Below are 13,346 nucleotides of genomic sequence, written 5' to 3'. Positions count from 1 at the left end.
ATGAAGGTAGTGAGTAATGTTTAATCTTAACGAAATCAAGCTGCGTGCGCAGAGTAAATCTTATCAATTAGGTTCCCTGTTATATCTATCCGGCAAAGTGAGGCTTTTATCTGCTGCCGGTGATACAGTGACGGCCATTGTTTCCGGTCAGCATGATTACCATGTGAGACTTATTCAAGGTGAGCCGATTCAAAACCGCTGCAGCTGCCCGGCCGCAGATTATCAAGATCTCTGCAAACATTGTGTTGCGGTTGCGCTGCTGGTGGAAAATACCCCCGTTGAAGAAATTGACAGTGAAGCAGCGGGGCACGTGCAGTTACAAGAGTGGTTTAAGCAAAAGTCAGCCGATGAATTAACGGGTTTTTTAATGACTTACATTGAGTCTTCGGAACATGAATTTGATAAATGGCTGGTAATAATGCGCAGTGAAGAAAATGGACTCGGTTATGTTGAGCTGAGTGAGTTAATCAGCAAAGCGTTACCGGAAGAAAGTGTGTGGAACTGGGATGAAGTAAAAAGTTACTTCACACATGCAGAGCAGATGTTTGCGGTTATTTTTCCGGCAATAGAAAAACTGCCGTTAGCGAAGCAATGGTCATGTATTTTAAAAGCCCTGCGGCGCTTAAATAAGGTCTTAGAGCACGTTCATGACGGCGGCGGTTTTCGTTTTTACCTTGAAGGCGAACTCAAACAAAAATTAGTGGCGCTTTTTAAGCTGCAAAACTGGTCTGCTGAAAAAAAAGCGCAGTGGTTATTTTCTCATTTTGAGCCGTTTGCATATGATGTTTTTCCTGAAATTCCAGAAGATTTTGAACTGTCAGAGCAGGTTCGGCAGCTGTTTCTAGCAAAGTGTTTAAACAGTGCAGAAAGTAAATCACAGTCCGGTGAGGTGAATGACCGGGAGCAGAAATGGTCGATTAAGCGTTTGACTCAGCCGCTGATTGAACAGGCTGAGCAGGACGGTAACTGGCAGGAACAGTGCCGGCTGATGAATATGAGTGCGTCTACGCACTCTGATTACCTGGCAATAAGCAGTGTTTGTTTAGAAAATGATGAAGCATTAGATGCAGAAGACTGGCTGCGGCAAGCTTATAAACATGCCGCGACACCCTACGAAAAAGAGCGCTGTCAAGAGCATGAAGTAAAAGTGCGTGCTGCGCAGGGGGAATATAAAAGTGCCTGGCGGACTGCCTGGCAGCTGTTTGTTGATAACCCAAGCTTTATGACTTATAAAAAATTAGACAAATTACAGCTGCAGACCGGTGAAATAGACGCACATTTTATTGAAAAAGCAGAGCAGATATTAGCCGGCTGTTATGCTGAAAGCAGCCGAGGTTTGCCAGCTAACGCTGACGCGCTGTTAGACTTTTATCTTTATCGCGGTGAATTGGAAAAAGCTCGTTTATGGGCTGTATCACATAAAGCAGGGGCTGCTAAATTGATTAAGTTAGCGGATTTGATCATTGCAGAGCATCCTCAGGACTGCGTTGATTTGACTCATCGAGCGGCAGATTCGATTATTTATCAAGCTAACAACTCTGCTTACCAGCAGGCCGCTGACTTACTGGTTAAATTAGAAAAGAATTTGAAGGTTAATAACGTTGACCGTGACATCTTGCACCTTATGATCGCTAAAATTATTAAACAGCATAAAGCGAAACGAAACATGATGAAGTTATTAAAAGATCAGTTCGCTTGTTGTTTTATGTGAAGTGCGCTTCAGTACCTTGCTAACTCCCATGCACAGCATGGGAATTCATGAACATGGTGGATTATAAATTTCCGAATTTACCGTTATCGTTCTGCCATTGCTCTACAGGCAGGATGGCTTCTATCACATCCCAGTGCTCGGCAATTTTACCATTTTCGATACGGAACAGATCATAAAATGAAGTTAATTCTCCAGCTAACGTACCTTCACTGATACTTAGTACAAAGTTACCTTCACCTAGGACAATATGGTTGTCGTTATAAACCATTGCAATGCCTTGCTCCGCCATTGCTGCTAGGGCGCTTGTCAAACCGGATACACCATCCGCAATGCCTGTATTATGCTGCAGGTAATTATCACCATTAAAATAATCAGCTAACTTATCATATTCACCGTTTATTAAAATTGTCTCTACAAAGTCGCTAACCAGTACTTTATTGGCGGCTGTTTTATCTAAATCCGTAATCTCAACTGCACCGTCTAATTGTGTGTGACCACTTGGATTGCTTTGTTCTGCTTTGACGGTGAGATTATCCCAATGTTCAACAATCACGCCGTCTTCAAAACGGAACAGATCAAATCCGACTTTAGGACCAAAGAAGTTGTAATCGGTATGGGTAAATACATAATTGCCGTCTGCAAATGCTCGTACAACATCTACTTTCGCACTGTTTTCAGGTAATGCCTGCAATGCGGCGGCAAAGCCATCCAGACCATCAGCAATAGATAAATTATGTTGTGTGTACTGCAATGGATTAATATAAGCAGCTGCTTGTTGATCACCTGTCTCTATGCTGTTGAGTACGGCAGCTGCTTTTTCTTTATTAGAAGGGCTGGCTGCATTTTCCGGCGTGTTAACACTGGAATTGCAGGCGGTTAGTGAAAACAATACTGCGCTAAGTGTAACTGCTATCCTTTTATTCATGTCATTTTCTCCGTTATGTTTGACGGAGTGAGCATAACGGTACAGGACTGCTGCCGACAGGTAATTACTCGACCAAAAATGGTAAATATCTAACCTTTAAAGCTATCTTCTATTTTATCTGTGGCTATTCACTTTTCTTTTACGCTTTGCGGTGTAGCCTTTCCTCTTGATCACGCTGTTTGCACGAAGGTTTGTAAACATTGATATGGTAAGAGGGCTGAGAATGAAAGTAGTACGATTTGCATGTGTCGGCGGCATTGGTTTTTTAGTCGATGTCGCGACGATGTTTCTGTTGTCTTCTTATATTGCCCCCATACCTGCTCGCGGCGCAGCATTTTGGGCTGCTGCTACCTCTAACTGGTGGTTAAACCGGCATATTACTTTTGATGCAGGCGACACCGCTCAGCCGATGCGGCAGTGGGGGCGTTTTATTGCCGTGTCTTGTATTGGTTTTATGCCTAACTGGGGCTGCTACTGGCTGTTAATGCATTCTGTCGATGTTAAGCAGTTTGTGAATCAATATCCTGAACTTAACCATCTCGCGCTTGAGATGGTCTGGCCTGTGGCGGCTATGGTCCCTGGTGTTTTACTGGGCATGCTGACTAATTATCTCCTCGCTGACCGCTGGGTGTTCCGTGCGGCTGCAGCGTAATTGCCGCTGTACATCCGCCTTTTGAGTTATTAGCAAGATCCAGCTGCCAGCCGTATTTACGGCAGATATCATTAGCAATGACCAGGCCTAAACCATAGCCTTCTATCCCCCGTGGTTTTGCATCAAGCCCCACACCGGTATCGATCACTTCAATTGCATCGGGTGAAACATAAATCGATACCAAGCCTTGTTCGGTACACGCAAAAGCATTTTTGATTAAGTTACCGATTAAGATTTTTATGGTGGTTTCCGGCACTTTGATCTGGATTGCTTCTTTTATGGTTACTTCACAGCTGACCGGTTTATTGGCAATCAGATGTGAATGTGTGCTGACAATATTTTCAATTTCATCTTTTTCCAGACTGCGCAGGACCAGGTTAGACAAGTCTTCATCACGCGTGAGGGATAATAATGTTGTTACAAAGTCATTCATTTCATTACTGGCTGAAAGCAGACGCCGGCGCTGTTTTTCTATAAACAGCGGCTCATTAGACTGGCCGAGCAGAGAAACTGCTCCTTTGATAACCATTAACGGTGTACGTAGTTCGTGGCTGGCGTAACGATTGAATGAGCGTTCCCGTTCAATAGAGTCGTGAAGCCTTGCCTGATATTGATTAACACTGTCAACCAGCAGCAGTAACTCTTTGGTTTCCACGCCCCGCGGCAGTGGAATAGGCGACAGATCATGGGGGGACCGTTTTTTCAGCATTTCTGCTAATGCAGATAATGGACTGGTCAGGCGCTGTGATATGCGTGACACAACGGCAAAACTGATCAATAACAGAATAATTGAGATCAGCAGCTGTTTTGCCTGGTTCCCGAACATCTGCTCTTCACTGAATTCATAAATTTCATCGAGGTAGAAAATATAAACAGTCTGCAGCTGACCGCGGATAGTCAGCCGGGTTTTCATAATGAAATATTCCGTGCTGTCTGTTTTTTCCTGCCTTATTTCTAGCGCTTTATTAAATTCAAGGTTTTCAGGTAGGGTAATATCCTGCGGCACTGCCTCTTCACCTACATAAACAGAGCTGAAAGGGGGAATGTCCAGGCTATTTTTATGACTATTAGCCAGCAGTTCTTGAGCCGCTTGTTTTGTGTCATTTAAGCGGTTTTGCGCATTAAGGTGTTCAAGATCTTCAAGCGTTGATCTCAGAAGAGAAAAATGCGTAGCAATAATGGCGAATGCAACAATAGAAAAGTAGGTGAAGGTGATCTGCTTGGCGGATTTTACTTTAGGCATATTATTTACTCTTTATCAATCAGTTGATAACCGACCTTAGGCACTGTGTTGATATAAGCGTGCTTGAAGGGTTTATCAATCTGGCTGCGCAGCTGGTATATATGGCTTCTTAATACGTTGCCTTCGGGCTCATCATCTCCCCATAAAGCAGAGATAATCTCGTCCCTGTTTACCACGTTGGGAGCTCTGAGCATCATTAGTTTCAAAATAGTGAACAATGTCGGGTTTAAAGAGAAGCTGCAGTCATTTCGAGAAACGATATGGCTGTTTAAATCTAATATAAGATCCCCGAACTGCAGTGTTTTGCTGGCGGTATTACCACCGCGCCGACGGGTTAATGATTTAATTCTTGCTTCAAGTATTTCTAAATCAAAGGGTTTAACCAGGTAATCATCAGCCCCCTGGGCAAAGCCTTGTAAAGTATCTTCACGCGTATCGCGTGCTGTCAGCATCAATATCGGGGTATCAATACCTTGTTCGCGCAGCTTTCTGCATACTGTAAAGCCGTCCATACGCGGCAGCATGACATCAAGAATAATCAGATCGTAATGATTACTACAGGCGAGTTCATAACCATGCAGGCCGTTATTCGCATAATCCAGTGTGTAATTTTTAATTTCGAAAAAATCAAAAATAACGCCGGCTATGCCCTGGTGATCTTCAATAAGGAGCAGTTTCATCATCTTACCTGTGCTGATTTGTATTTATCATAATCCATATGATGGCACACATTAGCGTGAAAAAAATGTCAGAAACATTTTTCTGACATGACAAGCCGTACGATTACCTTACTCACACGGGAAATACACATTGAAGAGGGATTGTATGTCGAGTATTACTTTATTATCTCAGCACAGAGATAAGCACTATAGCAGCAAAGAGAATGAGCCTCTGCTGTCCATTATTATTGCGATGTACAACGAAGAGTTAGTGATAGAGCAGTGTCATAGGCGTGTATCTGCCGTACTCGATAATCTAAATGAACACTGCGAAATTATTTATGTTGATGACGGCAGCAGTGATAACAGTATCAATCTTGCAAACGGTTTTTCAAGTATCAACCATAAAATAGTAACCATTCAGTTAAGCCGTAATTTTGGTAAAGAAGCCGCTATGAGTGCTGGTTTACAAGCGGCGGAAGGCAAAGCCGTTATTCTGCTCGATGCCGATCTGCAGGATCCTCCCGAATTAATTCCGGCAATGGTAAAAGAATGGAAACAGGGTTTTGATGTGGTTGATATGCAGCGCTGTGAGCGTCATGGTGAAAGCTGGTTTAAACGTTCAACAGCCGCAGTTTTTTATAAATTAATAAATACTATGTCGGATATTCCCATTCCACAAAATGTGGGTGATTTTAGGTTAATTGACCGCCGCGTTGTTGATCAGATAAATGCACTGCCGGAACGAACACGTTTTATGAAAGGTTTGTTTGCCTGGCCCGGATTCCGCCGCACCACGCTGCAGTTTGAACGAGATGCCCGCCAGGCTGGAGAGACCAAATGGAACTATACAAAACTTGTTCATCTTGCGTTCGAAGGGATCACCTCATTCAGTACACGGCCTCTGCGCCTGGCAACGGCTGCCGGGCTGTTTACATCATTAGCGGCGGTTATTGCAGCGGCTGTTTTCTTAACCAAAACAATACTCTGGGGCGATCCTGTTAGCGGTTATCCTTCAACCATCATCATTGTTTTACTGCTGGGCGGGGTTCAGCTGCTTTCAATTGGTTTAATGGGGGAATACGTCGGACGTTTATTTATAGAAGCTAAACAACGGCCGTTATTTGTGGTGATGGAAGAGAACACAAAGTATGCCACCGGAAACGCGAATCAAATTTTCTTTAAAGGGCAGTTAAGCGCAAATGATGTGGAAGTAAATAATAATGTTTAATTCATTGAAAAAATTATCACTAACCCAATATGCAGTAGCGCTCACGGTTATATCTGTTGTCATTCGTTTCTTGAGCCTTGGTTTATATCCGCTAATGGATACCACAGAAGCCCGTTATGGAGAAATGGCGAGAATAATGTATGAAACGAGAAACTGGATCACTCCGATGTTTGACTACAACGTACCGTTCTGGGGCAAACCGCCGCTTTTTACCTGGCTGAGTGCGGCCGGGTTTGAGCTTTTCGGCGTGAATGAATTTGCCGCCCGAGTGCCTCATTTGTTTGTTGGGCTGTTTATTATTGTTCTGACCTGGATTATTGCTTCAAAAGAGGAAAAAAGCACAAAGGAACAAGCATGGTTAGCAGCTGCCGTTTTAGCTACGACCAGTGCTTTTATTGTTATTTCTGGTGCGGTGATGACAGATACTGCACTGACATTCGGAATTACATTAAGCATGGTCGGCTTCTGGCTGTCATGGACTAAACAGTCTCGATTCTGGGGATATATGTTCTTTGTCGGCCTGTCTATCGGCATGCTGGCAAAAGGGCCGCTGACATTGATACTGGTCGGCATTAGTTTAACTATCTGGCTGCTTTGCGAAAAAAGGTGGAAGCGCATTCCTGTTTGTCTGCCCTGGAAAGGCGGTATCGCTGTTTTCCTTATTCTGACATTACCCTGGTATTTACTTGCAGAGTGGAAAAGTCCCGGCTTTCTTAATTATTTTATTATTGGTGAGCATATTAAACGCTTTATTGTCAGCGGCTGGCAGGGCGATCTGTATGGAACCGCTCATAAAGAGATACGCGGTACTATCTGGCTGTACTGGGTTCTGGCGGCACTGCCCTGGACACCTGTTTTATTTTATCAAGTGGCGTGTTTTTTCAAAGCCGGAGAAGAGGGCGTGGTCCGCAGTAACGGCTATTTCAGTTTCCTATGGTGCTGGATGCTGTCTCCGCTCATTCTTTTTACATTTTCCGGCAATATTTTATCAAGCTATGTTATGCCCGGGCTGCCGGCCTTTGCTCTGTTAGTGGCCGGCTATCAAGGTCAGTTAAAGCTGCCTGAAAAAGTGTATAAAGCCGGTTTAATAACACCAGTACTTATTGTTATTGCCGGATTCCTGCTGCACTTTAATCTCACTGGAAAAGAGGCCGAGAAAAATTTATTAGCACAGTGGAGTCAGCAGGCTGAAACATCTTCAAGCCGGTTAATTTATGTGAACGGACGTCCGTTTTCAGCGCAGTTTTATTCCAGCGGCAGGGCAAAAGTCATGACGGGGTCACTGCCAGAGTTATTAAATAACTTAAAAGAACCGCTGTTTTTGGCGGCCGCTAAAGAGCACCCGGCACAGAGTATTGTGCAGGATGACAGCCGCTGTGAACTAAGAGCGCAGTCAAGAAAAAGACTGCTGTTTTACTGTGCGCCCGCCGGGATTTAACAAATTAATAGAGAATGGGATTTTCTATTAATGGAATCCCGTTAGTTCAAAGAATTTAACAGGAGTTGTTATGCTCAAAAAACTTATTCCCCTTGCAGTGCTGCTTAGCACTGCCGTTAATGCTTCTGCCGCCGCAGATAATAACTATGTTGTGGGGCAGCTTGCAGCTGCAAAGCAGGTTGTTATACGCAGTGAAGTTGGTGGTGTGGTTGATGCTTATTATAAAGAGGTCGGCAACAGGGTCGACAAAGGTGAAAACCTGCTGGCACTTTCAGTTGAAGATAATACGCTGAGTGTCGATCTGGCTAAATACGAGCTGGACGTTAGTCAAAGTGAACTGAACGCACAGCAGAAGCAGCTGCAGCGTTATCAGTCGCTGTATAAAAACAAAGGAATCTCTGCCAGTGCCTTTGATGAGCAGCGCCGTGTAACCGATGTGAGCAGAGCAACACTTAATGTGACCAAAACCCTGTATGCAATTGCCCAGCGGACATTTGCTAAATCCATACCTGACTCTCCGTTTAGCGGTCTTATTCTTACCCGCAGCGTGGAGCTGGGGCAGTTTATCTCTGTCGGGGATCCTCTCTACACTGTGATAGATACGAGCCTGGTGAAAGTACGCTTTTATCTTTTAGAGTCAGATCTGACTGAAGTGACTGAAGGGGATAAAGTTGAGGTAAAGATCCCTTCGTTAAAGCAGACTGTCACAGGCAGAGTGAGTCTTGTTTCTCCCGCTTTTCAGGCACAGGATCCCGGATTTCTGGTTGAGGTGGATTTGTTTAACCCCAAAGGAGAGTTCAAACCGGGCATGCAGGCACATGTTATTTTACAAGACTCAAAAGGTTAAAAAATGAGTAAGTTATTAGAATATTTATCGCAAAGGCGCTTAGCTTCTAAAATATTAACCTGTGCTTTAATCGCGCTAGGTTTACTGGCAATGCTGAAACTGCCTTTAGCAGAAAAGCCTCGTTTTGATATGGGAAAGGCGAATATCACCACTGTCTATCCCGGTGCATCTGCCGCCGATATTGAAAGCAATGTCACCAGTAAAATCGAAAAAGAGCTGCTGGCTGTTTCGGGAATAAAAGAATTCAGTTCGAATTCAGAAACGGGCATCTCTAATATTGATCTTTCGCTTGCGAGTGACGTCTCAGATGCTAATGCTGTTTATCAAGATATACGCGATGCACTGTCACGTGTGTCGGATCTGCCTGCAGGAGTAACTGAAGCTCCGGCTTTAGCGGTTAAAAAATCCTACAGTTTAGATTTTATGGTGGTAGGGATATCAGGGGATGTCTCCTATAACGAGCTGCGGGAAAAGGCCAAAAAGTTAGAGCTGCTTTTAAGGCGTGTAGAAGGTATTGGTGAAGTTCATTCCATTGATCTGCGCGCGCCGGAATTTCTGGTACAGTTAGAGCCTAAATCTCTTAAACGTTATGGTTTTACAATAGATGAAATCGGTGCGCTTATTGCTGAACGTAATACCTTAATCAGCGGCGGGCGCTTAGAGCAGCTGAAAAATAATCCGGAGCTTGTCACTACAGCGGAACTGGACAGCATTGAAAAGCTGGGCGAAATGTTTATCTCTTTTCGTCCTAAGGTGCAGTTAAAAGATCTCAGCGGCGGACTTGAAAAAGGCTTTGAGAAAGGGGAACTATTCGGCTCTGTTAACGGCAGAAAAAGTATTCTCTTTGATCTGCGTACTAGTGAAAGCGCTGATGTAATCAACACCTCGGTAAAAGTGAATGAGCTGCTTGCGCAGACTCAGCTGCAGTTCGGCAGTCAATATACATTATCGGTAGGTTTTGACCTTGCCAATGAAATTAAAGCTAAGTTCGATATTGTAAAAAACAATGGGTTAGTTGGTTTGATTTTAGTCCTGGTTACTCTGGCGCTGTTTTTAGATAAACGTATTGCCTTCTGGGTTGCTGTCTCTATTCCCGTGTGTATTTTAGGTACATTAGCAGTGCTGCCGGCACTGGGTCAGATACTGGATGCTTATACCTTGTCAGCGCTGATCTTAATTATCGGCATTATTGTTGATGATGCGGTGGTGGTCAGTGATAAAATTGTTTCTCTGGTTGAGCAGGGGCTGCCGGTAGAAAAAGCTGTTCGTAACGGGGTTAAAAGTGTTTTCCCCGCTGTTATGGCTAGCATATTAACCACTATGACAGCCTTTATTCCTCTGCTCCTTTTGCCGGGAAACAGCGGCAAAATGATGTACGTGATCCCCTTGACTGTTATTGTCGCCTTGTGTTTTTCATTTCTGGATGCGTTGTTTTTTATTCCTGCTCACTTAAAAGGGATATTGAAAAATAAGACTAAAATAGAGAAAAAAACACCCCTTAATCTGACCATATTAAACCGTTTTATCGCCTGGGTGATTCCTAAAAACAAAGTGATATTACCCTTGTCGGCGGCTGTTTTTCTTGGCCTTGCTCTGCTTTCATACAGTAAATTGAGCTTTCTGTTTTTTCCAGCCAGCGGCGCTTATTTAATAGAGGTGAGCGCAGAAGCGGATCCTGAACTGTCGCTGGAGCAAGTGTGGAAAGAGACGCAGGCGCTGGAGGCTGTATTTGCATCAACAGCAGAAGTCGCCAGCTGGTATGGAGAAGTAGGATCACCGGGCAGTACCTGGGTGATCTCCTTAACCCCGCCTAATGAGCGTACACGCATAGCCGAGCAGATCGTGGCAGACTGGGAAAAGCAGGGTAGTAAAATAACCGGGCTGGCACAAATTGAATTTGATATTGACGGCGGAGGCCCGCCGGTCGGGCGTCCTGTGGATATTCGAGTGGTAGGCGGAAGTGATGCCGGGCGTGAGCAGATGGCCGACGAATTAACTGCCTATCTAAAAACCATAGACGGGACTACGCGTGCCCGCCGTGAGCTCAATGCTCCTTCTCCGCAGATTGAGGCTAAGCTGCAGTATGACTGGCTTAATTATTACGGCATCAGTGCCGCCCGGGTAGGGGAGGTCATTAAATACGTCGTGGACGGACAGCGAGTGACGCGAATTTTTAATGGTGAAGAAGAGGTCTTTTTCCGTGTTGCTGTTGAGGAAGATGATAAAGTCTTAGATGAGCTTGATGATATTATGGTTCGTGCAGGAGATCAGACACTGGTGCCGCTGCGTAAGTTAGTCCGCTGGCAGTTTAGTGATGCGCAGGCACGAATTAGTCATTTTAACGGTGAGCGTGTTATCCGTGTATCTGCCGGGGTAAATTCTGCAGTCACCGATCCTGTGCAGGTATTTAATCAGGTACAGGCACAGTTTGCAGGTAAGGATTACCAAGGGGCACGTCTGGCGACAACGGGGCAGATCCTTGAAACTCAAGAAGCCCAGTTAGGCTTTGCTATTGCTATTTTAACGGCATTTGCCGGTATCACTATTTTATTGTGCCTGCTCTTTGACCGCTTTATCGAATCTCTGCTGGTTTTATCTGTGATCCCTTTCGGGATCAGCGGAGCGCTGTTTATTTTATATGCCCATAATCAAGTGCTGAGCTTTTTTTCAATTATCGGCATGATTGCGCTGATCGGCATTATGGTCAATAACAGCCTGGTGCTGATCTGGCACTTTAAAGAAACTTGGACTAAGTGTGAGTCGACGGATCTGCTTGAGTTTGTGATTAAAGGAACGCAGAGCCGTGTTCGGCCCATTGTGCTGACCACGATTACCACGGCAGCAGGCTTAATTCCACTAGCCTATGGTATGGGAGGTTATGATAACTATATGTCGCCGATGGCATTAGTTGTCGGCTGGGGCTGTGTTGTTTCTATGTTTGTTACGCTTACAGTGGTGCCGTCGCTGTACCTATGGGTGATGCATAAAAATAAATAAGTAAATAACGCAGCTCAGTTAAGTAAATCTTAAATGATTGGGTATTTGCCGGTAAGCTATTTAATTACCGGCAGATTACTTCGCTGTTCAGATCCTGACTGTTAATCATTCTGTCATCGGTAGTATGAGTTCCCACGCGGAGCACTGTCTCTTGATCACAAGTCATCAAGAGACTCTAGCATTGCAATGGATTCCATCATTTCAGCAAGTTTTAGCCAGCCTTGCCACATTGCTTTGACACCAACTCGGCCGTTTCTTTTACTGTCGTACCAACCTCCTAGCTTGGCAATTGCATAATAAAACCAATGTAATGAGGGAGTTTTTTTGGGAACTGCTTTATTTTTCTCTATTTTCAACCAAAGTATTTTCCATGTTTTGTCCTGCACATGAACGGTACAACTTATTGTTTTAGCTGTTTCTTTATTCTGTGCCAATTCCTGCAACTGCATTAACCTGACTGCAATAAAGGCTTGAATAACGGCAATTCTTTTTAAATTGTTAAGGCTTTGCAATCTTAATCCTTCAACATCAGTACCGTCAGTTTTCCACACTTTATGAAATTCTTCTATGCGCCATCTTAATTCATAATATCTAACGACTTTTAAAGCATCTTCGGAAGTGTATAACGGCTCGCTTGTGTAGAGAAGCCAGCATAACGGTTCACTTTCTTCTTTATTATATTCTTGGCAAATAATTAAGTTGATAGGCAGTGCTGGTTCACCAACCGCTCTTTGTGGTTTTTTGATATTGATTGTTTGATAGCTCAATTTCATTTTAGCTTGTCTCGCCGACCGGCCTCCTTTTTGTTTAACGTCGACGCTATAACTGCACTTGCTTTCAGTTGTCTTTAATAGCTCGTTTAAATTAGTAAGCGGGTCAAGCAGCTTTCTATTTTCTTTTGCTCTAACCACAAATCGATGCCCATTCATTTTATGATAAGCTAAGTATTCATAAACATCGGCTTCTCTATCACAAACATCAATAATATTAGTAACTTGACCTGTTTTTTGTTTGACGGCATCAAAGCTTTCTTTCCATCGATAACTTTCCTTATCCTTGAATAGTCTACTTTGTCTTTCGGGTTTACTACCAGCCACTTTCTCTTTTCTGAACCAGTATTTCTGGTTAGCGAGCCCTATGATTTGTTCATTTTCAGCATCTAGCATTAAAGTAGAGTGGACATATAGACTGCGTCCTTTAGCTGATTTGCTGCCAGTATTCGCAGAGCTAACATCACCAAGTTCACTGCACAGACTATTATGTTTAAAGCTTATCCCTGTTGTATCCTGTATGGCCAAAACATCTGTACATTCCCTGGCTACTTCACATGTATGATTGAACCCAGTTTCTGCGATGACTTCTGGAACAATATTATCATTGCGGATGAAACGATAAGCTGCTTCAATCGTTGCTGGATCACCGCTTGCTTTTACCACTGATTCACCAGCATTTTGAGCCATACTACCTGCTAATTTCGTAAGTCGTTTTGTCCTTCTTGGGTCGCCTAAGTCGGTATCTCCGAAGATCAATTGCGCCCACTCTGCAGCATTTAAATCGCTCATTGTTTTTACGTTTCATTAGAAAATTTAACCTATTAGATCATAACTTTTAATGTCCGTAAACTTGTGTATAAGAGACAGCGC

At 43.8% G+C, this 13,346-nt stretch carries 10 protein-coding genes; 6 read left to right on the top strand and 4 right to left on the bottom strand.

Annotated features, from left to right (window positions below):
• Positions 1 to 16: 16 nt before the first annotated feature.
• On the top strand, positions 17 to 1,711 hold the full coding sequence (locus G327_RS0120930) for an SWIM zinc finger family protein (RefSeq protein ID WP_019616763.1): 1,695 nt from the start codon (positions 17 to 19) through the stop codon (positions 1,709 to 1,711).
• A 61-nt stretch (positions 1,712 to 1,772) separates the two neighbouring features.
• Here G327_RS0120930 and G327_RS0120925 read toward each other — a convergent pair whose 3' ends face one another.
• Positions 1,773 to 2,636 carry a nuclear transport factor 2 family protein gene (locus G327_RS0120925; protein WP_019616762.1) on the bottom strand — a complete coding sequence of 288 codons (864 nt, stop codon included), beginning with the start codon at positions 2,634 to 2,636 and terminating at the stop codon, positions 1,773 to 1,775.
• Positions 2,637 to 2,859: 223 nt separating this feature from the next.
• Here G327_RS0120925 and G327_RS0120920 point away from each other — a divergent pair, with 223 nt between their 5' ends.
• Positions 2,860 to 3,288, top strand: coding sequence for a GtrA family protein (locus G327_RS0120920; RefSeq protein WP_019616761.1), 429 nt, complete (start codon positions 2,860 to 2,862; stop codon positions 3,286 to 3,288).
• On the opposite strand, the gene G327_RS0120915 is transcribed toward G327_RS0120920, so the two are convergent.
• Both G327_RS0120915 and G327_RS0120910 read right to left on the bottom strand, forming a co-directional pair.
• A complete protein-coding gene (locus G327_RS0120915) occupies positions 3,239 to 4,531 on the bottom strand; it encodes a sensor histidine kinase (RefSeq protein ID WP_019616760.1) in 1,293 nt (430 codons plus the stop codon). The genes G327_RS0120920 and G327_RS0120915 overlap by 50 nt on opposite strands.
• Before the next feature lie 5 nt (positions 4,532 to 4,536).
• Positions 4,537 to 5,211: a response regulator transcription factor gene (locus tag G327_RS0120910; RefSeq protein WP_019616759.1), complete on the bottom strand. Its 675-nt coding sequence runs from the start codon at positions 5,209 to 5,211 to the stop codon at positions 4,537 to 4,539.
• A 145-nt stretch (positions 5,212 to 5,356) separates the two neighbouring features.
• Between G327_RS0120910 and G327_RS0120905 the strand changes: the two genes are divergently transcribed.
• The 4 genes from G327_RS0120905 (at position 5,357) to G327_RS0120890 (ending at position 11,703) form a co-directional block, all read left to right on the top strand.
• Positions 5,357 to 6,421, top strand: a complete 1,065-nt coding sequence (locus G327_RS0120905; RefSeq protein WP_019616758.1) for a glycosyltransferase family 2 protein — start codon at positions 5,357 to 5,359, stop codon at positions 6,419 to 6,421.
• On the top strand, positions 6,414 to 7,859 hold the full coding sequence (locus G327_RS0120900; RefSeq protein WP_019616757.1) for an ArnT family glycosyltransferase: 1,446 nt from the start codon (positions 6,414 to 6,416) through the stop codon (positions 7,857 to 7,859). The genes G327_RS0120905 and G327_RS0120900 overlap by 8 nt, the downstream gene beginning before the upstream one ends.
• 70 nt (positions 7,860 to 7,929) lie before the next feature.
• Entirely contained in the window at positions 7,930 to 8,706 is a 777-nt protein-coding gene (locus G327_RS0120895) for an efflux RND transporter periplasmic adaptor subunit (protein WP_019616756.1), read from the top strand.
• 3 nt (positions 8,707 to 8,709) lie between these two features.
• Positions 8,710 to 11,703 (top strand): efflux RND transporter permease subunit, encoded by a 2,994-nt coding sequence (locus G327_RS0120890; protein ID WP_019616755.1) that lies wholly within the window; start codon positions 8,710 to 8,712, stop codon positions 11,701 to 11,703.
• Between the two features lie 155 nt (positions 11,704 to 11,858).
• On the opposite strand, the gene G327_RS0120885 is transcribed toward G327_RS0120890, so the two are convergent.
• Positions 11,859 to 13,265, bottom strand: coding sequence for an IS4 family transposase (locus G327_RS0120885; protein ID WP_019615382.1), 1,407 nt, complete (start codon positions 13,263 to 13,265; stop codon positions 11,859 to 11,861).
• Between the last annotated feature and the right edge of the window lie 81 nt (positions 13,266 to 13,346).

It is taken from the genome of Psychromonas ossibalaenae ATCC BAA-1528, assembly GCF_000381745.1.
Lineage (GTDB): Bacteria > Pseudomonadota > Gammaproteobacteria > Enterobacterales > Psychromonadaceae > Psychromonas > Psychromonas ossibalaenae.
Note: the sequence above shows the minus strand (reverse complement) of the source record. Positions and strands in the feature narration are given on the sequence as shown.